21 protein-coding genes, 1 rRNA gene and 1 pseudogene are annotated in these 19,801 nt (G+C 45.4%); 16 read left to right on the forward strand and 7 right to left on the reverse strand.

The genetic code is table 11. The features are described from left to right. Both G470_RS0107220 and G470_RS0107225 read right to left on the reverse strand, forming a co-directional pair. Positions 1-187 (reverse strand): annotated as a pseudogene (locus tag G470_RS0107220) (ISL3 family transposase); the annotation flags it as partial. 137 nt (positions 188-324) lie between these two features. Further along, positions 325-903, reverse strand: a complete 579-nt coding sequence (locus G470_RS0107225; protein WP_028274252.1) for a hypothetical protein — start codon at positions 901-903, stop codon at positions 325-327. A 150-nt stretch (positions 904-1,053) separates the two neighbouring features. Here G470_RS0107225 and G470_RS0107230 point away from each other — a divergent pair, with 150 nt between their 5' ends. The 3 genes from G470_RS0107230 to G470_RS0107240 all read left to right on the forward strand — a co-directional run bounded on the left by G470_RS0107230 (position 1,054) and on the right by G470_RS0107240 (position 4,521). Beyond that, positions 1,054-1,905 carry a pyridoxamine kinase gene (locus G470_RS0107230; RefSeq protein WP_035445275.1) on the forward strand — a complete coding sequence of 284 codons (852 nt, stop codon included), beginning with the start codon at positions 1,054-1,056 and terminating at the stop codon, positions 1,903-1,905. A 179-nt stretch (positions 1,906-2,084) separates the two neighbouring features. Next, the gene (locus G470_RS0107235) at positions 2,085-3,161 is read left to right on the forward strand and encodes a DNA/RNA non-specific endonuclease (RefSeq protein ID WP_028274254.1); all 1,077 of its coding nucleotides are present in this window, start codon (positions 2,085-2,087) and stop codon (positions 3,159-3,161) included. Positions 3,162-3,330: 169 nt separating this feature from the next. Further along, entirely contained in the window at positions 3,331-4,521 is a 1,191-nt protein-coding gene (locus G470_RS0107240) for an IS256 family transposase (protein ID WP_028274255.1), read from the forward strand. 180 nt (positions 4,522-4,701) lie between these two features. Here G470_RS0107240 and G470_RS0107245 read toward each other — a convergent pair whose 3' ends face one another. Then, the gene (locus G470_RS0107245; protein ID WP_205617903.1) at positions 4,702-5,841 is read right to left on the reverse strand and encodes an acyl-CoA dehydrogenase family protein; all 1,140 of its coding nucleotides are present in this window, start codon (positions 5,839-5,841) and stop codon (positions 4,702-4,704) included. A 309-nt stretch (positions 5,842-6,150) separates the two neighbouring features. Between G470_RS0107245 and G470_RS0107250 the strand changes: the two genes are divergently transcribed. The 6 genes from G470_RS0107250 (at position 6,151) to G470_RS0107275 (ending at position 11,552) form a co-directional block, all read left to right on the forward strand. Continuing rightward, complete coding sequence (locus G470_RS0107250) at positions 6,151-6,744, forward strand: nitroreductase family protein (RefSeq protein WP_035445277.1); 594 nt, start codon at positions 6,151-6,153, stop codon at positions 6,742-6,744. A 167-nt stretch (positions 6,745-6,911) separates the two neighbouring features. Beyond that, positions 6,912-7,913: a metallophosphoesterase gene (locus tag G470_RS12995; RefSeq protein ID WP_205617904.1), complete on the forward strand. Its 1,002-nt coding sequence runs from the start codon at positions 6,912-6,914 to the stop codon at positions 7,911-7,913. Positions 7,914-8,053: 140 nt separating this feature from the next. Further along, a complete protein-coding gene (locus G470_RS0107260) occupies positions 8,054-9,451 on the forward strand; it encodes a bifunctional metallophosphatase/5'-nucleotidase (RefSeq protein WP_028274258.1) in 1,398 nt (465 codons plus the stop codon). Between the two features lie 6 nt (positions 9,452-9,457). Further along, positions 9,458-10,150, forward strand: a complete 693-nt coding sequence (locus G470_RS13000; RefSeq protein ID WP_051258486.1) for a YutD family protein — start codon at positions 9,458-9,460, stop codon at positions 10,148-10,150. Further along, positions 10,147-10,923 (forward strand): TIGR01457 family HAD-type hydrolase, encoded by a 777-nt coding sequence (locus tag G470_RS0107270; RefSeq protein WP_028274259.1) that lies wholly within the window; start codon positions 10,147-10,149, stop codon positions 10,921-10,923. Before G470_RS13000 ends, G470_RS0107270 begins: the two co-directional genes overlap by 4 nt. Then, positions 10,920-11,552 (forward strand): TIGR01906 family membrane protein, encoded by a 633-nt coding sequence (locus tag G470_RS0107275; RefSeq protein ID WP_028274260.1) that lies wholly within the window; start codon positions 10,920-10,922, stop codon positions 11,550-11,552. The genes G470_RS0107270 and G470_RS0107275 overlap by 4 nt, the downstream gene beginning before the upstream one ends. Before the next feature lie 59 nt (positions 11,553-11,611). On the opposite strand, the gene G470_RS0107280 is transcribed toward G470_RS0107275, so the two are convergent. From G470_RS0107280 to G470_RS0107290, 3 genes are read right to left on the reverse strand one after another with little or no spacing between them, the layout of a single operon-like run. Then, entirely contained in the window at positions 11,612-12,118 is a 507-nt protein-coding gene (locus G470_RS0107280) for a phosphatidylglycerophosphatase A family protein (protein WP_028274261.1), read from the reverse strand. 54 nt (positions 12,119-12,172) lie between these two features. After that, positions 12,173-13,174 (reverse strand): NAD(P)/FAD-dependent oxidoreductase, encoded by a 1,002-nt coding sequence (locus tag G470_RS0107285; protein WP_028274262.1) that lies wholly within the window; start codon positions 13,172-13,174, stop codon positions 12,173-12,175. 37 nt (positions 13,175-13,211) lie between these two features. Then, complete coding sequence (locus tag G470_RS0107290; RefSeq protein ID WP_028274263.1) at positions 13,212-13,709, reverse strand: divergent PAP2 family protein; 498 nt, start codon at positions 13,707-13,709, stop codon at positions 13,212-13,214. Between the two features lie 178 nt (positions 13,710-13,887). On the opposite strand from G470_RS0107290, the gene G470_RS0107295 reads away from it, so the two are divergent. Then, positions 13,888-14,478: a peptidylprolyl isomerase gene (locus G470_RS0107295; RefSeq protein WP_028274264.1), complete on the forward strand. Its 591-nt coding sequence runs from the start codon at positions 13,888-13,890 to the stop codon at positions 14,476-14,478. A gap of 24 nt (positions 14,479-14,502) precedes the next feature. Then, entirely contained in the window at positions 14,503-15,372 is an 870-nt protein-coding gene (locus G470_RS0107300; RefSeq protein WP_035445279.1) for an ROK family protein, read from the forward strand. A 33-nt stretch (positions 15,373-15,405) separates the two neighbouring features. On the opposite strand, the gene G470_RS0107305 is transcribed toward G470_RS0107300, so the two are convergent. Continuing rightward, positions 15,406-15,948: a DUF421 domain-containing protein gene (locus G470_RS0107305; protein WP_028274266.1), complete on the reverse strand. Its 543-nt coding sequence runs from the start codon at positions 15,946-15,948 to the stop codon at positions 15,406-15,408. Positions 15,949-16,184: 236 nt separating this feature from the next. Here G470_RS0107305 and G470_RS0107315 point away from each other — a divergent pair, with 236 nt between their 5' ends. The 5 genes from G470_RS0107315 to G470_RS0107335 form a co-directional block, all read left to right on the forward strand. Further along, a complete protein-coding gene (locus tag G470_RS0107315; protein WP_028274267.1) occupies positions 16,185-16,571 on the forward strand; it encodes a CvfD/Ygs/GSP13 family RNA-binding post-transcriptional regulator in 387 nt (128 codons plus the stop codon). A gap of 47 nt (positions 16,572-16,618) precedes the next feature. Then, the gene (locus G470_RS0107320) at positions 16,619-16,996 is read left to right on the forward strand and encodes a hypothetical protein (protein WP_028274268.1); all 378 of its coding nucleotides are present in this window, start codon (positions 16,619-16,621) and stop codon (positions 16,994-16,996) included. Positions 16,997-17,187: 191 nt separating this feature from the next. After that, complete coding sequence (locus tag G470_RS0107325) at positions 17,188-18,537, forward strand: glucose-6-phosphate isomerase (RefSeq protein WP_028274269.1); 1,350 nt, start codon at positions 17,188-17,190, stop codon at positions 18,535-18,537. Positions 18,538-18,651: 114 nt separating this feature from the next. Next, a complete protein-coding gene (locus G470_RS0107330; protein WP_028274270.1) occupies positions 18,652-19,182 on the forward strand; it encodes a GNAT family N-acetyltransferase in 531 nt (176 codons plus the stop codon). Between the two features lie 435 nt (positions 19,183-19,617). Further along, a 16S ribosomal RNA gene (locus G470_RS0107335) occupies positions 19,618-19,801 on the forward strand; the annotation flags it as partial.

Below are 19,801 nucleotides of genomic sequence, written 5' to 3' on the forward strand. Positions count from 1 at the left end.
TGATGTCCTTTGACGACTCGTTTTTCACACCGCATGCAGGACACCCGTCAGGGTGGTACGTCAACGTTCCGTGGAGGACCATGTGGTCTACACCGCTTTTCTTTTGGGTGGTGACCGGTTGGTCGTCCAATACGATATTTTTCTCTTTCAATCCGAGCAGTTCTTTTGTAAAATGAAACTGGGTCATGTGAATCCTCCTATCGTTTGGTTGTGGTAACTTAATTATAGGGGTTCACTGGCCTTTTTACATTTTAAACACACAAAAGGTGCCGGTGAACCATTTGATTCACCAACACCAAATATTATAGAACCGTTTTTTTCTGTTTACCAGGCAAAATTATATTCTATTTCATTCATTTTTAAAAGGATAGAAGCTTCTCTAGGTTCGACGCCAATCCGATTATATGTCCATGAACGGAGAGAGCGATAATCAGAGAAAGCAGTGTAATCTCCAGAGGCAATCACATTGCTGTCTGATAATAAAAGCGGGAGAGGGCAAATGCGGTCACCTGAAGAAGCAACTGCGCGGCAATTGATTTCGCAATAAACCATTTTATCGTAGTTAACCAGTACATGTCGCGCGGCAAATTGATTCCATAGATCATCCATCTTTTCAACCCAGTGGTCTTTTAAAAAGGTGTAGCCATCGTATGGGTCATAGGTCAGTATACTGCCTGTATGCTCTTGATAATTAAAGTTAAATTCTTCAGGTATATCCTCCGCATAATCACCATGGTGAAACAACCGGTCTCCTTTCCAATCACCCGCTAATAGATGCAGCAACTCATACAAAAAACTATTGCCTGCCCACATATGTTCTACCATTTTTAAACCTTGACCATACAACAGCGGATTTAACCTTTCTTTCCTATCAATATTTAACGTCCAATAATATTGCCCCATTTCCATCACCTCATTAATATATATTTAATTCTTCCAAAATTAATATACGCATTTTTTCTCAATATTCATTTTTTATGTGGTGCAAAAACTCAGGTATACGTTATTTTTGGTATAATGAAAAGACAATGTTTGAGGAATGGAGAGCTGCAAGTGAGCGAAAGAAAAGATGTCTTATTGATCAATGACCTTCCGGGATATGGGAAGATGGCGCTGGCGGCCATGATTCCAGTGTTGTCCGCCAAAGGAATCGATGTCCATACGTTGCCGACTGCATTGATTTCCAATACATTCGGCTATGGGAAGTACGATCTGTTAGACACAACAGATTACATGAAAAACACGATGCAGGTTTGGGAAGAGTTGGGCTTCACCTTCGACAGCATTGCCACGGGTTTTATCGCGTCAAACGAACAAGTGGACCTCATCAAAGACTTTGTGCAGAAACAGCCAAACGATGTTTTCGTGATGGTGGACCCAATCATGGGCGACAAAGGCCGGTTGTACAAAGGCGTTAAAGAAGAAACGGTGGAACATATGCGCGGGTTGGTGGGCATCGCCGATGTGGTGAAAGCCAACTACACTGAAGCGAGCTTCTTGATTGGCGAGACCACACCTAAAGAAACACTTACAATAGAAGAAACAGGAGCGCTAGCTGAGAAACTTCGTGAGAAGGGCGCGAAATCTGTCGTTATCACCAGTGTGCCGTTAGATGAAGACGGACAGGAGCAGCAAGCCGTCTATGGTTACGATGCGGAAACAGAAGAAGACTTTTTCTTCCCGTTTGAGATCAAGCCGGTGAGTTTCGGCGGAACCGGGGATATTTTTTCTTCGGTGATGCTGGCGGAAAAGTTAAACGGAAAAGACTTAAAGACCGCCGTCCGCAAAGCGATGGACGCCATCGAATACCTACTGGATCGCCATGGAGAAGAGGCCGATACCGAGTCATTGAAAGGCGTGTATTTGGAGAAGCATATGGGATATTTTCTGAAAAACAGCGAATAATTTATAACATCAAGCAACGACACCCTCAAAGGAAAAAGGAGGGTGTTTATTTTTTGCAAATCATATTTCTCTGGTGGAAAAGTATTTATAAAATTCACAAATAAATGTTGAAATTTATGATAAAATAAAGTGGTTGTGCATAGAGCATTAAAACAAACTTAAGAAAAGGGAGTCATCATTTGAATTTGAAGAAATGGTTGTTGTTGGCCTCCAGTGCCGTGCTTTTGGGTGCTTGTGCTCCAACGGAAGAAGCAGAAGAAACAAGCGAAAATGCATCGGTTGAATCCACAGTTAAAATGGATTCTGTGGATACCGCAGAAGACGTGGAGGAAAAAGATTCTTCAAAAGACACGACAGAAGAAGTGGAAGAGAATGAGTCGAAATCAGACTCCACAGCAGCGAAAGATGAGAAAGAAGACGGAGAACCAAAAACAGTGGCAGAAGCAGAAACGTCCGTCCCTGATACGCAAAACCAACTGATTGAAGTAGACGGCGGAGACCTTTCCGGCTACCGCGAAGCCAATGTTGTTGTGAACATCGGATTTGAAGACCGCGAATACTGGGCGTTCACAAACGAACACGGGCAGTTGGTACGTGTTGTGGCAGAAGAAATCATCTTGCAAGACGACGACAGCGAGCCGGTGAACTCAAACGGACGTTATTATTACGATGAAGCGAAGGTGCCGGGTACGGAAAGTGCCACTTTGGATGAAGGACACGTCATTGCGGACTCCTTGGGCGGGGTGGCGAATGCTTACAACATCACGCCACAAAACAACACATTGAACCGTCACGGGGATCAAGCGTATATGGAACGCACCATCCAACAGGCAGGCGGTGCCACGGACTTTGAAGCGATCATTACGTATCCAAATACCACCACCCAGACACCAAGCAGCTACAAATATACGTACACTGTGAACGGGAACCAAGTTGTGGACGAATTTGCGAACGTCGACCCGGATGAATACAACGAAGAACAAGGATTGACAGGCGAGTCGGAAAAGAAATCTTCATCCAAAGAATCTTCTAAACCGGCGGAACCGAAAGAACAACCGAAACAAAAAGAACCGGAAACAAGCACTTCAGGCGGCGATGTGTCTTCCGTGGACGCCACTTCCGTGGACGCCAACGGAAACGGAAGAGTCACCATCCAAGAAGCTAAAGATGCCGGCTTCTCCATGCCGATCACAAGCGACCATTGGTTGTACCAATACATGGACGACCGAGATGGCGACGGAATGGTTGGGGAGTAAAAGTATAAACAGAGGTTGTCTCGTTTTGAGACAGCCTCTATTTTTTTGTAGTGATGTAAAGAGTGGAGGGAAATAATGATAGAGTCCATATAATTGTGTAAAAAGAAAGAGCCCCATTCATTCCTTTGGTACAATGTAATCACCACAATATACATTGGAGGAATGAATGATGGCCCGCTTACATTTTAACCTAGATACAGATCAGTTAAAAGAAGAAATCATGGACTCTAACTTAAAAGATGTCACGAAAGCAGCGGTGGTCTTGCTCTTAAACGAAATCATGGAAAATGAACGAGACGAGTACTTGAAGGCAGAGGCATACGAGCGGACGGAGACCCGGACCGATTACCGGAACGGCTACTACGAACGGGAACTTCTCTTAACGATTGGGAGGGTAACCCTAAGGGTTCCACGGACACGCAATGGCGAGTTCACCCTCTCTTTATTCGAAAAGTATTCGCGGATTGACCAAGCATTCGTCTTGTCCATGTTGGAAATGGTGGTCAACGGCGTGTCGACCCGGAAAGTCAAACAGGTTGTGGAAGCTCTTTGCGGGGAGAGCGTCTCGAAATCGTTTGTGTCTTCGTTGACTGCCCAACTGGATCCTGTAGTCAATGAATGGGCCAACCGCCCGTTGGGGCTGACCCGTTATGATTATGTCTATGCGGACGCCATGTACATCAAGGTAAGAGAACACCATAAAGTGGTCTCCAAAGCGGTTTATATTGCCTATGGCATTAATGAAGACCAAAAAAGAGAAGTGATTGGCTTTCAAGTGAACCACCATGAAAGTTATACGGCATGGAAGGAGTTTTTCCAGTCGTTGAAAGCCCGTGGGCTTCATTCCCCGCAACTGGTGATCTCCGATGCCCATGAAGGGTTGAAAAAAGCCATTCAAACTGAATTTATCGGCACCGCTTGGCAGAGATGCTTGGTTCATTTCAAGCGGAATATCCTCATGACTGTCGCCCATAAAGACAAAAAAGAAGTAGCCATGGCGCTCAAACGTGTCTTCGATGTGGTCAGCCCGGAAGACGCCCGCAAATGGAAAGATCAGTTTGTGGATGACTGTTTGGAAACCGGCAGGTTCCAAAAAGCGGTGGCGATTTTGGAAGACGGCTTCGACGACGCCATCCAATACTTGACTGAACCGGTCGAACGGCACCCGTTTATCCGCAGCACCAATCATTTGGAACGCCTTAACCAGGAAATCAGACGGCGTGAACGCGTGATCCGCATTTTCCCCCACACCCAGTCAGCTTTCCGGCTAATCGGGGCGGTATTGATGGACTATGAAAAAGAGTTTTCCAAACGCACATTGTGGGGAAGAAAGAAACGAAACAAAAGCAAGAAGAGTTGAACTTTTGAGCAAGGGGGCACCCCTTTGCTCAAAAGAAGCTGCCCCAGTACCAAAAGGAATTTACACAAGATTAAGGACTTGACAAATAAATGAACCCACTTGTCTGTAAAGTGCCTGTTTATGGACAAGTAAAGCCGAAAAGAGGAGTGCTCTTCCTAGAGGCACTCCTCTTTTTCTGCATCATTTTTCAATCGGCCCCAACAGGATATTGGCCCAGGAATCATGCAAGGATTCTTGATCAGAAGGTTGAAACAATCCGGCATAAACATCGCGTAGCAGGCGGGATAATTCATTTTTGTTGGAATACATACTGCCGCCTGAAGCACGGACGATTTCTTCCACTGCTTTGAGGGAGGCTTCTGTAGAGTAGTTTTTGACAGCGGACAAACGCGGCATCCAAAATTTCCCATGATCCACGTCGTTCTCGACATCATCCGCCAGTCGGTCAATCTGCGGTTGAATCCCATCCAACACCAAAGCTGCTTCCGCAATACGCCAACGGATATTTTTGTCTTGATCATATGTGGTGCCTTGAGAAACGGACTTGCGTCTTTTTACCGTTTCGATGCCCAATTCCAACGCTCGTTTGCCGATGCCGTGATAGGTGGCAGCCAGCAAAATTTCAAAGTTGGCAAAAATACCAAAGACAACCGGATCAAAAGTTGGACCGGGAGCCACTTTTGTCAAAATGTTTTCTTCTGCTGCATAAGCACCGTCCAGTTTCAAATTATACGATTGAGTGCCGCGCATGCCAAGAGTGTCCCATTCCGGATTGATTTTTACCGTTTCTGAATTGTTCTTAATGTAGGCGAAGACCGACTGTGGATCGCCATTGTTCTCGTCTTGGGCATAGGTCACCATACGGGAAGCTTCGCCGCTCATGGAAATAAACACTTTTGGACCGTAAAAGCGGTAGCCGCCGTCCGATTCGGCTTTGGCTTCACAGATGGAACCGAAGAGCACGCGGTCGTTGGCTGGTTCAGAAATGGCAAACGACAACAAGTGGCCGGCTGCCGCATCGTTCAAAATTTGTTCGCCGCGCTTGTTTCCGTGCCGCAACATGTACTTGGCCACGCCGACAATGATTTGGTGCATATTGATACCCAGCGCAGTAGCTGGAGCAGCCATTGCTAAGCGGGTCTGTTCGTGGGCAATTTCTTTGAGCGACAATCCGTAGCCGCCATATTCTTTCGGAACAAAGGCTTTATAGTAGCCGGCTTCTTGCAAGGCTGCGTAATCTTCATGTGGGAACACATTCTCTTTGTCGTAGGCTGCAGCCCGGCTGTGTATGTCTTTTAATAAATCTTCACTTAAAAACACGATTTTATCCCCCTTTGAAAAGTCAACTTACAAGAACAAACATACGCCAATTCCCTTCTGTTAAGCAAGGTGTGGCAAAAAAAGTAGACGTGATTGAGAAAGTCAAATGAGCTTTTCACTGAATGGGACGTGAAAAAAGCTGATATAAAAAACAAAGATGTTTTTTATCGGCCTCCTTATATTCTTTCTTTTAGTGTATAGGAAAAACTTAAATAACACACGGTATGTTTCAAACCTCTTTACTAACAAAAAATAAGCAGGTATACTAGTGTAGTAAATCACTTATTTATTGAAAGGAAGATTAACTGTATGGCTTTTGTTGATGAATTGAGAAACCGTCGTTCCATCTATGCTTTGGGAACAGACGTGAGCATGCCTGAAGAAGAAATTGTTTCATTGGTAAAAGAGGTTGTCCGTGAGAGCCCGACAGCTTTTAACTCCCAAACTCAACGCGTAGTTGTTTTGTTTGACGATGCACACAAAAAATTGTGGAGCATTACGGAAGAAGTCTTGAAACCATTGACTCCAGAAGAAAACTTCCCAGCTACACAAGAAAAATTGCAAGGGTTTGCCAACGCAAAAGGAACCATCTTGTTCTATGAAGACACAGACGTGGTAAAAACTTTGCAAGAACAATTCGAATTGTATGCTGAAAACTTCCCGATCTGGTCTGACCAAGCAAGCGGCTTGACGCAAGCAAACGTTTGGACTGCTTTGGCAGAGAAAAACATCGGTGCAAACTTGCAGCACTACAACCCGGTCATCGACGAAAAAGTTGCGGCTGAGTGGGACATTCCAGCAAACTGGAAATTGCGTGCACAACTGGTCTTCGGATCCATTGAAGCGGAACCTGCAGAAAAAGAATACATTGAAGACGAGAACCGTTTCCGCGTATTCAAATAATTCATATCCTTTGAAGTCGGTTCGAGTTCAGCACATGGCTGAACTTGACCGGCTTTTTTTGCCTTTCAGGTCCAGTGTCTCAAGCCAAATCTTTTCTCCCCCACGTAAGAAACACGTATACTAGCGTTAAGAAGAACAAGTGTCAGTAACGGAGTGGAGGTGAAAGTGTGTTTACAGATAAACGATTGACCGATGCGTATGACAATGCCAAACGAATGTATTTTGACGACAACTCACGGATTGTTTTCATGAGCGATGCCCACCGCGGAGACGGCAGCATGTCCGATGAGTTTGTTCGAAACCGGAACTTGATGGTGCACGCCCTGAATGAATACTACGAGAACGGGTACACTTTTTTTGAAGTAGGGGACGGCGAAGAGCTGCTCGAATATGCAGAGTTTGAGCACACCAAAAACGCTCATGCGGATGTGTACGCCGCCATCAAGAAATTTTATGATAAAGACCGTTATATCCGTTTGTACGGCAACCATGACATCTATTTGAAAGACCAAGATTACATTGAAAAGAACTTCTACACCAACTACGATGAGTACAATGAAATTTTCTTTGATTTCTTGAAAGGATTGGAACCGTTGGAAGCGGTGGTGTTGAAACACCGCCGGACAAGCCAAGAAATTTTTGTGGTCCACGGTCACCAAGGGGATGCCCCCAATGATCAGTTTTGGTTTTTCACCATGCTTTCGTTGAAGTACTTCTGGCGGTTTTTCCACCGTTTTGGTATTAAGAACCCTGCCAGTCCGGTAAAAAACGTGTCCAAGCGGCATAAAATTGAACGGAACTACAGCAAATGGATCTTAAAACACCGCAGAATGTTGATTTGTGGACATACGCACCGGTTCAAATTTCCGAAAGTACGGGACTTACCGTACTTCAACACCGGTTGCTGCATCTACCCAACAACCATCACAGCGTTGGAGTTGACAGAGGGGATGATTCGTCTCGTCCGTTGGAAAGAGAAAGTGACGGAAGACGGCGCCTTGTACATTAAGCGGGAAACGATGCGTGGACCGGAACCAATTGAAGCGTTCGATATCCGGAAACCAAAAGAAATGGTCGAGTACATGGCGAAGCTACGGATTGAAAAAACCAAAGGAGAACGAGAAACACGCGCAGCTTTCCGGGAAGATGAAATGTATCACGAACAATGAAGCGGCTGCCTCTTTAGGCGCCGCTTTTTTATCTTGCTGTGAAGAATCCGTATGTCTTTTCTTTCCGTACCTCACAAACCAAGAACGCATTCCTTTTAAGGAGTGTTATAATAAGAAAGAGAGAAAACGGAGGGAAAAGGATGGAAACAATCCATATTTTTCATACAAACGACATTCACTCGCATCTGGAAAACTGGCCTCGGGTTGCGCATGAGTTGAAAAACCAACGGGTGGAGAAAGAAGAGGAAGGGGACACCGTGTTTTCTTTTGATATCGGTGACGCCACAGACCGGGCACATCCTTTGACGGAAGCAACAAACGGGCAGGCCATTACCCGGCTCTTGAACGACGGATTGTACGACGCTGTCACGATTGGAAACAACGAAGGCATCGGGAGCACAAAAGAAGAATTGAACCGTCTGTATGATGATTCTCACTACGATGTATTGATTGCCAATTTAAAAGACAAAGACACTGGACTGCAACCTCATTGGGCCAAGACCTTTTCCATTTATCGGACAAAAGAAGGACAGCGGTTGGGCGTCTTCGGATTGACCCACCCGTTTCCGGTAAGCTACGGGCCGTTGGGCTGGGAAGTGGAAGATCCGTTTGACACCATCCAGCATCTGATTGACCTTTTTTCTGAAGGGGTGGATACCTTTGTACTGCTGTCTCATTTGGGCATCCATTACGACCGGGAAATCGCCGGCCGGTTCCCGGAAATTTCTGTCATCCTCGGCGCGCACACGCATCACTTGCTGCCGGAAGGAGAACGAATCGGCCGAACGCTCTTGGCGGGTGCGGGACGGTATGGAGAATACATCGGTCAGGTGGAATTGCAGATGGAAGGGGGAGCCGTTCTTTCTTCCAAAGCCAGCGTGAAAAACGTCCAAGAACAACTTCCGCCGGTCAGGCATGAGATGGATCTTGTCCGCCAGTACCAGCAGTTGGGGTATCAGTTGCTGATGCAACAGGAAATTGCGCATCTTCCTGAAATGCTCGATGTGAAGTGGGACCAGCCCTCTGAACTGGTGGACGTGGGGTTGAAGGCTTTCAAGGATTATGCTGGAACGGAAGCGTCTGTCTTGAATGCCGGATTGTTTTTACAGCCGCTGCTGGAAGGTGTCGTCACCCGGAGCGATTTACACCGATCGCTGCCTCACCCGATGAGACTCGTGAAGGTAACCATGAATGGCCGTGATTTGCGTGAGCTTTTATTGGACATGGAAGTACAGCGCCCAATATTGAAAAATCGGGGAATCAAGGGCAGCGGATTTAGGGGTCAAATCTTTGGTGAAATCTGTTACAATGGAATCAACTTCGGCGAAGAGACAGGCGAACCATTATGGAAAGGCGAGCCGCTCAAAGAGAATGCCGATTACACATTCACGACAGTGGACTTTTTCTTATTTGCGCCGTTCTTTCCACTGATTGAAGAACGCGGTCGAAACGAAGTGCTGTTCCCTTACTTTATCCGACACATCATGGGCGATTATTTGAAGAAGCAGTACCCACTTATTGAAGGGAGAAAGAAATAAACTGACATGACCGAAAAAAACAAAAAAAAACAGGAAATGATTTTGGAAAAGGAGCTCGAAGAAATCACCGCTGACGCCGAAACAAAATTGGTGGAACGCGTGGATAAAGAGACAATCAAGTTAAATGGTTCCCGCTACGAAATTGTGACCGATTATAAGGAAGCATTGGATTTGGATATGCTGGAAGCTCGCTACAGCGAACTTTTAGAGAAATATGATTACATTGTGGGCGACATCAGTTACGACAAACTGCGCCTGCGCGGATTTTATGAAGATGACGCAAAACGCGTTCCCATCGATATGCGCATTTCCAGTTTGGACGACTATCTGTTGGAATATTGCAGTTTTGGGTGCAGTTATTTTGTTTTGAAACGGTTGGATCCCAAGAAACAACTGTCATCTGATTTTGATGCGTACAGCAAACGGCCCCAAAAGAAACGGTCCCGACGTTCTTCGAGAAAACCGCGCGCCAAACAGGATACGCGGCAGCCAAAGAAACAACCAAAACAATCAGAGACGTCTTCCCGTTCCAAAAAATCCAAAACAAACAAACGGGATTTTGTCCAAAAAGAAGTTCAAAGCACCAAACCGAAACAACCAAAAGAGAAAAAAGATGTGAAAGTAGAGACGGTGAAAGATAAAAAAGGGAACACACGCTTCCAGATTCGCCGCAAGAAAACGGAGGTAGACAAAAAATGACGCCAAAAACGTACAAAGGGTATTTGATTGATTTAGATGGAACGATGTACAAAGGGGCAGAAAAAATCCCGGCAGCCCCTCGTTTTATTCAACGACTGCGTGAAGCGGCCGTTCCTTTTTTGTTTTTGACCAATAACTCCACCAGTACACCGGAAGACGTGGCAGCGAGATTGACCGACCATTTCGGCATCGAGGCCTACAAAGAGGAAGTGTACACCAGCTCCTTGGCGACTGCGGACTATCTCACAACGTTGGGCGTGAAATCCGTCTACGTAATCGGAGAAAAAGGGCTGCAGGAAGCGCTGAAACAAGCCGGATTTCAAGAGGATACAGAAAGTCCCGATGCGGTGGTTGTTGGGTTGGACAGAGAAGTCACCTACAAAGATTTCGAAACGGCGACACTGGCCATCCACAACGGGGCGCATTTCATCGGGACAAACAAAGATACGAACCTCCCGACGGAACGAGGATTGGTTCCCGGAGCCGGATCTTTGGTTGCCTTGTTGGAGAGAGCGACACGCCAGCAACCGAAATTCATCGGAAAACCGGAATCCATCATCATGGATGAAGCGTTGCAGCGAATCGGGCTGGCAAAAGAAGAAGTGCTCATGGTGGGCGACAACTACGAGACTGACATTTTGGCGGGGCTTGAAAACGGTATTGACACGTTGTTGGTATTCACCGGCTTCACAAGTGAAGAAGACCTGAAATCCGTTCAATTGCAGCCGACGCACACGGTCCAATCCCTTGACGATTGGGAGATTGAAGGATGAAGAGAAGGACGCTGGATGTCTTAGGCATTGCGGGTCTGCTGCTGTTGATTCTCAGCTTTGCAATTGCATTTACCATCAACTTTACACCGCTTTACAGCTGGACCGCGCAATCGATGGGATTGGCTGAAAGGTTGGGATTGACTCATGAGACATTGATGGAAAATTACCATATCTTATTGGATTACTTAAACAAGCCGTGGATCCCTGAATTGCACATGCCGGATTTTCCAAGTTCTGAGAGTGGATTGTTCCATTTTTACGAAGTGAAGCGATTGTTTCTGCTTGATTACGTCATCCTGACCTTGACGGCAGTGGGATCATTTTTCTACTTACGTTATTTGAGAAGAACCAACCGCATATGGGTGTTGGTGAAACCATTCATGGTTGCCAGTATGGTGCCGGTCGCCTTGCTCTTTTTCCTGGCGGTTAATTTTGACCGACTGTTTGTCTTGTTCCACGAAGTCTTTTTCAATAACGATGCGTGGATTTTCAATCCATCTACCGATCCAATCATCCTGGCGTTGCCGCAGGACTTTTTCATGTATTGCTTTATCTTGACCTTTGTCTTGATGGAAGCGATGCTGATCGGAGGGTACTTCTTAACGAAGAAATACGCATTCCGCAAATGAAAAGAGCACTTGAAGATTTTTCTTCAAGTGCTCTTTTGGCGTTGGCTGAAATAGCCGGGTTATTTCATGATGTCGCTGATTTCCGGGTTGTCGTGTGCCAGTCGGCTGGCGGCCGCAGCAGCAATTGCGCCTACGATGTCATCTAAGAACGTGTGCACTTCGTCGCCTTCATGGCTGTTCAGTTTTTTCAAGATGCCGGGTTTCACTTTGTCGATGTACCCGTAGTTGGTGAACCCGATGGAGCCATAAACATTGACGATGGAAAGCGCCAAAATTTCATCGATTCCGTACAACCCTTCGTCTTCACGGATGATGTCTTGCAAAGGTTGTTCCATCAACCCTTTTTCTGTAAGGATATCCAATTGGATACCGGTGAGGATGGTATTTTGGACTTCCCGTTTCAAAAGGACTGAACGGACATGATCCAAACACATCTCAAACGTCAGTTCCTTGATATACGGTTTTTGCAAGTAATGGACGAGCTCGGCGATGTCTTCTAATTTGACACCCCGTCTGTCCAGCAATTCCAATGCGACACGATGTAACTCAGAGCTTGATTTGACCATAATTCTCCTCCATTAATATGTGATTTTAACGATGCGTCAGCAAGCGCCGTTCAGTTAATCCTCAAACGACAGTTGTGTACTCTGCATCGGCTGCGTGCGTTTCTTTGGATCGATATAATGAATCGCGTGGTTGACCGCAGTCGGTGCTTCGCCGAATCCTGTAGCGATTAATTTTATCTTACCATCATATGAGGCGATATCTCCAGCCGCATAAACTCCAGCGATGGAAGTTTCCATCTTAGGGTTTACTTTGATGTCTTTTTTGAGCATTTCCAAGCCCCAATTTTTGATTGGACCCAAGGAAGAAGAAAAGCCGTAGTTCACAATGAATTTGTCCAATTCAATGGTCTTTTTACGGTCTCCGCGTGCTTCTTTGAAGGTGACGGCTTCCAATTGACGCCCGTCTCCGTGCAGTTCATCGGGTACAAACGGCGTTAAAATCTCTACAGAGGATTGTTCCAATAAAGTGACCGGGTACTCGTGTGCCCGGAAAGTGTTGCGGCGATGGACAAGATACACTTTTTCGGCAATGCCTTCTAATGTCAGTGCCCAATCGACTGCTGAGTCACCGCCTCCGCAGATGACGACGGTCTTGTTGCGGTACTCCTCCAACTCTGTCACCAAATACTGGAGATTGGTTTCTTCATACTGTTCAGCGCCTTCGACAGCCAACTTTCTAGGTTGGAACGAACCGTTTCCGGCTGTGATCAGGATGGTTTTAGAATAATGCACGTCTTTGTCTGTGCGGAGAACAAAATGGCCGTCCTCATTTTTTTCAAAATCCATGACTTCTTCTTCTAAACAAACCGTCTGTTCAAAGTGGTTCATTTGCCGGGTGAGGTTATCGACTAGTTCCTTGCCGGTGACTTTTGCCATCCCGCCGATGTCGTAAATGGTTTTATCGGGATAGAGCAGACCGACTTGTCCGCCCAACACAGGGAGCGTTTCGATGATTTTTACACTGGCATTGCGCATTCCTGCATAAAAAGCGGCAAACATCCCGGTTGGTCCGCCGCCTATGATAGTGATGTCGTATACTTTAGTTGTTTCAGTCAAGAAAAATTCCTCCGTTTAAAAATGTTTTGCAAGCCGGTCAATAAGCAAACCAAGAGAGAACTTCCCGCAATATGAATGCAATGGCGATGCCGGTCAAAATCCCAAAGAAGACTTCTATTGGTTTATGTCCGAGGTATTCTCTCGAATGACGTTCATGTTCGCGGGTATACACTTCTTCTCTTTTAGATAGATGAAACACTTGCTTGCGCAAAATATCCAAATCTGCAATCAATTCATTGATGATGATTCCATGCTCTCCGCTCTGGCGGCGGACACCCATGGAATCGAAAATGACGATGACGCCAAACGTAGCCGCAATGGCCACCAACGGCGAATTTGCTCCGTAGTCAACCGTTAACGCAGTAATCAACGCTGCGACACCAGCTGAGTGGGAGCTCGGCATTCCGCCGGTGGAAGTCATCAGTGCAAGAGACGTTTTGCGTTTCAGCAGGTAAGCCACCGGCACTTTAACGAACTGAGAAAAAATAATGGCAATAAATGCCGCAACCAGAGGATAGTTAATAAATTCAGACATGAGTGGATCCTTCCTTTGTCAACGGACAGTCAACCGAAGATTCCTGTCCAAATTCTCTTACCATCATACCATGAAACAAGGGGAAGCTTGATGAAAAAAACATCGAAAAAGGTTTGTGTTTCAAAAAGTTTCCTCGTGCGGTAAGATAAAGAAGATACTAAACTAGGAGGACAATGAAATGACTCAATTTCCACAATTACAAACACCCGCTGAAAATGCGGTAACTGCAGTGATCAAAACAAACAAAGGCGATGTTACGGTGCAATTGTTTCCAGAACAAGCTCCGGTAACAGTCGAGAACTTTGTCGGCTTGTCTAAAAAAGGGTACTACGACGGAATCATCTTCCACCGTGTCATCGAAAACTTCATGATTCAAGGCGGCGACCCGACCGGAAGCGGCATGGGCGGAGAAAGCCTATGGGGACGTCCATTCAAAGATGAATTCAGCCCAGAAGTGTTCAACTTGAACGGCGCACTGTCAATGGCCAATGCCGGACCGGGAACCAACGGCAGCCAGTTCTTTATCGTAACGGCTTCAAACACACCGGCACAGATGCTTGCTCAAATGAAAGATGTCGGTTATCCGAAAGAAGTCGTTCAAGCATATGAAGAAAAAGGTGGTACGCCATGGTTGGACAACCGTCACACAGTCTTTGGTCATGTCGTTGACGGTATGGATGTAGTCAATACAATCCAACAAGTCGAAACCGGCATGATGGACAAACCAAAAGAAGACGTTGTAATCGAAACAATCGAAATCCACGACTAATCACTAGGCGGGAGGATGAAAGAGATGACATTGTTAGGAGCAATCGAAGCAGGGGGCACGAAATTTGTCTGTGCCGTCAGCGACGACCAGTTGACGATTCAAGAACGCGTGACGATCCCAACCACGACTCCAGAAGAAACGATGAAGCAGGTGTTTGCATTTTTCGACCGATTCGAAATCGCTGCGATCGGTGTGGGGTCGTTTGGCCCGATTGATATCAATACGGAATCTCCAACTTACGGCTACATCACCACAACGCCTAAAACGGCTTGGGAGAATTTTGATTTTCTCAGTTCGCTCAAAACGCGTTACGACGTCCCAATGGGATGGACCACTGATGTCAATGCGGCAGCTTTGGGAGAATTGGAAAAGGGTGCAGCCAAAGAAAACCACTCGTGTGTCTATTTGACTGTGGGAACCGGTATTGGGGGCGGCGCTGTGGTCAATGGACAGCCGCTGGAAGGATTCGGCCACCCAGAAATGGGGCACTTGTTGGTGCGGACACATCCGGATGACTCTTTTGAAGGACTCTGTCCGTATCATGGAAACTGCTTGGAAGGACTGGCTTCCGGCCCGGCAATTGAAAAACGGTACGGCAAAAAGGGCCACGAACTCGGTGACCGGAATGACGTATGGGAAATGGAAGCAGATTACCTGGCGCAGGCATTGGTGAGCTATGCTTTAGTGCTGAGCCCTGAAAAGTTTATCCTCGGCGGCGGCGTCATGAAACAACAGCAACTTTTCCCAATGATCCGTGAAAAATTCACAGAGAAGATGGCAGGATATGTTGCCGTGCCGGAAATGAATTCATACATTGTTCCGCCGGGACTGGGTGACGACGCAGGAATCACTGGAAGTCTCATTTTAGCCCAACGTGAATTGAATGTGAAATAGACGATTGAAAAAGAACCTTTGAGTCACTTGCTCTCAAAGGTTCTTTTTTTGTTCTGCATCGGTTGCGGTGCTGACATTTTCTAAACTTGAATGTTCGGCAGAGGTGTCATCGGGCTTCTTTATAACAGAAAAAGTTCCGTCTGTTTCCAAAACCACAGCCAGTATTTCTTCGGTGGATGCGTGGCCGTTTGAACGCACAGCTTGAAGAATTTCGTTTTTGGGGATGCGTTCTTTCTTCATAGCGGCATAATCAAATCGTCCATTGTAATACAGCATTTTTGGAGAAGATTTGATCATATCACCGAAAGAATCAAACCGAACCGACAACCAGCTGGATAAAAATTGCAAACCAACCAATAACGCAAATGCTGTTATTCCATCTATCAATGCAATATTTTGGTTGGTTAAGATGGAAGCCAGCACAGATCCCAGTGCAACTGTGACGATGAAATCAAAGGAATTCATTTTAGACAATGTCCGTTTTCCGGATACTCGAAGAACAAACACAATTAATATATAAGAAAGAATACCTACAACCAATATCCGCGTAAATGAGAAAGAGTCGCTAAAGAACATTCTTGTTTTCCTCCTCTTTTGAAATAAATGTCTGTTTTAATAAGTATACCGGAAGGAAAGCATTCAACAAAATTCCTTCCACTTTTTTATATTTGTTCCTCCTCTTCATTGAATGAAAACAAGACTTAAGTTTTCAATCCAATGGAAACATGATATAATTGCGATACTGGAAGAACGCTCAGTTTTTACGTATATAACTCATGTATCAGTCAACCCACAACGAAAGAGGTGAGTTTGTGGACTACAAAATCGGCATGAAAGTACGAGGGAGAGTTACGGGATTGCAGCCTTATGGAGCTTTTGTTGCGTTAGACAACGAAACTCAAGGATTGATTCACATATCTGAATTAAAACATGGATATGTCAAAGCCATTGAAGACGTCATCCAAATCGGGGATGAAGTAGACGTAGTGGTACTTGATGTAGATGAGTACACAAAGAAAATCAGTTTATCCATCAGATGTTTGGAAAAACCAAAACAGGTTCGGCGCCGTTCAAGGAAAAACCGTCCGAGATACGGAAACAAACAAAATACGATAGGGTTTCAATCATTGGCAGACAATATGCCTAGGTGGATCGAAGAAGGATTGGCTCAAATCAACGAGATGGCTGAATATGACTAAATGTTTGGATGCATAAGTGAACTTCAATGAGAGGTGTGTAATCTATAATGACAGGAAGACATTATGTTGCGTGTACAGTTATGGCAAAAGACGAGAAGGGGCGAATCGCCTTTCTTGTCAAAAAAAAGGAAGATGGCTTCATCTTGCCGACTTCCCGCATTGAACACAACAAGACAGGGATGGCCTGCATCATCGAAAACTTGAAAGAAGTACTGACTTTCAATGTATCCAATCTGGAATTGTCGGAACTGACCAATGCAGTTGTCAAAGAAGAAAGTATTCCTCTTTTTGTGTTTACGTATTCCAATGAAGAAACGAAACCACTACAAGACCTATTAAAAAAAGAAGCGTTTTCCTGGCAGTATTCAGAAACGTTGTATCATACGCTGGAAGACTGGCAGTTCACTGGGGTGCCCCAGTTTTAATCAAAAACATTGCAATTATGAGTACAGAAAAAAACAGGGCCTGCCCTGGTTTTTGTGTTTACCAAGGACTGACAAGCCGCAATGAAAGCGGAATGAATTCTTCTTGCTTTTTGCCCTTTTTTTGACTAAAGTTAAGGATGTAACACCAATAGTAGAAAAAGAGTTACATATTCGACTTGGAGGGGAAAAAGATGCCACACATTTCATTTGATTACAGCAACGTAATGGATCGTTTCATTACAGAAGAAGAATTAACGAACATGCAGCCTCAAGTGACAGCCGCAGACGAAACACTCCGTAAAGGGACAGGAGCAGGAAGCGACTATTTGGGATGGATCGACCTGCCGGAAAATTACGACAAAGAAGAGTTTGCCCGCATCAAACAAGCGGCTGAAAAGATTAAAAAGGATTCTGAAGTACTTGTTGTTATCGGAATCGGCGGTTCTTATTTGGGAACCAAAGCCGCATTGGACTTTTTGAACCACACATTCTACAACGTGATGGGCAAAGAAGAGTGCGGTACACCGCAGATTTTTTTCGCTGGTAACAGCATCAGCTCTACTTACTTGGCTGACTTGATTGAAGTGATTGGAGACCGTGATTTCTCTATTAACGTTATTTCCAAATCCGGAACAACCACCGAGCCGTCCATCGCTTTCCGTGTGTTCAAGGAACTTCTAGTTAAAAAATACGGTGAAGAAGAAGCAAAAGGCCGTATTTTTGCGACAACCGATAAAGAAAAGGGCGCGTTGCGTACCGAAGCAGATGCGCAAGGATACGAAACATTCGTCATTCCAGATGACGTTGGAGGCCGGTTCTCTGTTTTGACTGCAGTGGGATTGCTTCCGATCGCAGTTGGGGGCGGCGACATCGATGCATTGATGCAGGGGGCAGCAGATGCTGCAAAAGAGTACACCAACCCGAACTTGAAAGAAAACGAAGCGTATCAATACGCTGCCTTGAGAAACATTTTGTACCGTAAAGGAAAAGTGACGGAGTTGTTGGTCAACTACGAGCCTTCCTTGCAGTACTTCTCTGAATGGTGGAAACAACTCTTCGGTGAATCAGAAGGAAAAGACCAACGAGGTATCTACCCATCCAGTGCCAACTTCTCGACAGATTTGCACTCACTTGGTCAATACATTCAAGAAGGGCGCCGGAACTTGTTTGAGACAGTGATTAAAGTGGACAAGCCGCGTAAATCCATCGTGATTCCTTCTGAAAAAGAAGACTTGGACGGGCTGGGTTACTTGGAAGGTAAAGAAGTGGACTTTGTTAACACGAAAGCTTTCCAAGGAACGTTGTTGGCCCACACAGATGGGGACGTACCGAACTTTGTGTTGACCATTCCAGAAACGGATGCCTATACATTAGGGTACTTGTTCTACTTCTTTGAGATTGCAGTGGGCATTTCCGGCTACTTGCTAAGTGTTAACCCGTTCAACCAACCAGGTGTTGAAGCGTACAAGAAGAACATGTTTGCCTTGTTGGGCAAACCAGGGTTTGAAGACTTGGCAGAAGAATTGAACAAACGCCTTTAATTTTTCCACTTATATGTAAGTATCCACATATTCGAGCCGTCGATGGCCACAGGCAGACAGTAATTCTGCCTGGGAGGACAATCGACGGCTTTTCTTATATAAAGGAGGCATAAGATGAATTCATTAAAAGTAACTGTCCGTCAAGCAAAAGAAGAAGAACTGCCGATCGTTCAAGATATATTGATGCAAACAGCAGGATGGTTGAAGTCAATCGGATCCAAGCAGTGGAATGGAATACTGGAAGGAAAAGATCACCATGATACACCGGCCGCAATTCGACGGGGGGAAGTGTATCTGGCGACCGTGCAAGGAAAACCTGCGGGCATGTTTGTATTATGGGACCACCAAAGCGAGTGGGATGGAGAGCTATGGGGGATTGACGAGAGTCAAGATTACATGTACCTTCACCGAGTGAATATTGTCCGTGAATTTGCTGGGCAGGGTGTGGCTTCAAAAATGTTGGCAGCCAGTCTGGAAATAGCAAAAGACAAAGGGAAGAAAGCTGTCCGTCTCGATTGCTTGGCATCGAATGACTATTTGAACAAATTTTATGCAGGAGCAGGATTCGCACAAGTCGGCGTGGCGAAAGACCACGATGCCGGGGAACAAACTGCCGACTTCAATCTTTATGAACAAGCGGTCTGACAGGCTGCTTGTTCTTTATATATAAGTCTTTTTAAATATTTATAAAAAAGAGTTGACCAAACTGAAATAAGGTGTTAAAGTATTCCTTGTCGTCAAAAACGATCGCGTTCAACCTCAAGGTGAAGAAATAAAAAAAGAAGCCTTGACAAGAAAAAACGGACGTGATAAACTCTTAAAAGTCACGAAGGGAACGCTTCCAAAAAAAGCGAGCGAAAACTGAGTGAGAAAAAAACATTTCAAAAAGTTGTTGACAACCGATTGAGATGTTGATATGATATAAGAGTTGCTGCTGAAACAAAAAACAAACGCAGCGAAGTGAACCTTTGAAAACTGAACAAAGCAAAACGACCAAATGTGCAGGGAGTCTTGACACAGTCAAGACAACACCCGCAGATGATAAATCTGCAACAAATGCAACAAAAATGAGCTACAAACTTTTACGAGAGTTTGATCCTGGCTCAGGACGAACGCTGGCGGCATGCCTAATACATGCAAGTCGTACGCTGAAGTGCTCTGCTTGCAGAGCGCGGATGAGTGGCGAACGGGTGAGTAACACGTGGGCAACCTGCCTGTAAGATCGGGATAACTCCGGGAAACCGGGGCTAATACCGGATAACCC

Origin of the sequence: Atopococcus tabaci DSM 17538 (assembly GCF_000429585.1) — a bacterium.
GTDB lineage: Bacteria > Bacillota > Bacilli > Lactobacillales > Carnobacteriaceae_A > Atopococcus > Atopococcus tabaci.

What these genes read in the sequence shown, in the direction of transcription:
- G470_RS0107225 (WP_028274252.1), bottom strand. Translation starts at nt 903, where the DNA reads ATGGGGCAATATTATTGGACGTTAAATATTGATAGGAAAGAAAGGTTA.
- G470_RS0107240 (WP_028274255.1), top strand. Translation starts at nt 3,331, where the DNA reads ATGGCCCGCTTACATTTTAACCTAGATACAGATCAGTTAAAAGAAGAA.
- G470_RS0107250 (WP_035445277.1), top strand. Translation starts at nt 6,151, where the DNA reads ATGGCTTTTGTTGATGAATTGAGAAACCGTCGTTCCATCTATGCTTTG.
- G470_RS0107260 (WP_028274258.1), top strand. Translation starts at nt 8,054, where the DNA reads ATGGAAACAATCCATATTTTTCATACAAACGACATTCACTCGCATCTG.
- G470_RS13000 (WP_051258486.1), top strand. Translation starts at nt 9,458, where the DNA reads ATGACCGAAAAAAACAAAAAAAAACAGGAAATGATTTTGGAAAAGGAG.
- G470_RS0107270 (WP_028274259.1), top strand. Translation starts at nt 10,147, where the DNA reads ATGACGCCAAAAACGTACAAAGGGTATTTGATTGATTTAGATGGAACG.
- G470_RS0107275 (WP_028274260.1), top strand. Translation starts at nt 10,920, where the DNA reads ATGAAGAGAAGGACGCTGGATGTCTTAGGCATTGCGGGTCTGCTGCTG.
- G470_RS0107280 (WP_028274261.1), bottom strand. Translation starts at nt 12,118, where the DNA reads ATGGTCAAATCAAGCTCTGAGTTACATCGTGTCGCATTGGAATTGCTG.
- G470_RS0107290 (WP_028274263.1), bottom strand. Translation starts at nt 13,709, where the DNA reads ATGTCTGAATTTATTAACTATCCTCTGGTTGCGGCATTTATTGCCATT.
- G470_RS0107295 (WP_028274264.1), top strand. Translation starts at nt 13,888, where the DNA reads ATGACTCAATTTCCACAATTACAAACACCCGCTGAAAATGCGGTAACT.
- G470_RS0107300 (WP_035445279.1), top strand. Translation starts at nt 14,503, where the DNA reads ATGACATTGTTAGGAGCAATCGAAGCAGGGGGCACGAAATTTGTCTGT.
- G470_RS0107305 (WP_028274266.1), bottom strand. Translation starts at nt 15,948, where the DNA reads ATGTTCTTTAGCGACTCTTTCTCATTTACGCGGATATTGGTTGTAGGT.
- G470_RS0107320 (WP_028274268.1), top strand. Translation starts at nt 16,619, where the DNA reads ATGACAGGAAGACATTATGTTGCGTGTACAGTTATGGCAAAAGACGAG.
- G470_RS0107325 (WP_028274269.1), top strand. Translation starts at nt 17,188, where the DNA reads ATGCCACACATTTCATTTGATTACAGCAACGTAATGGATCGTTTCATT.
- G470_RS0107330 (WP_028274270.1), top strand. Translation starts at nt 18,652, where the DNA reads ATGAATTCATTAAAAGTAACTGTCCGTCAAGCAAAAGAAGAAGAACTG.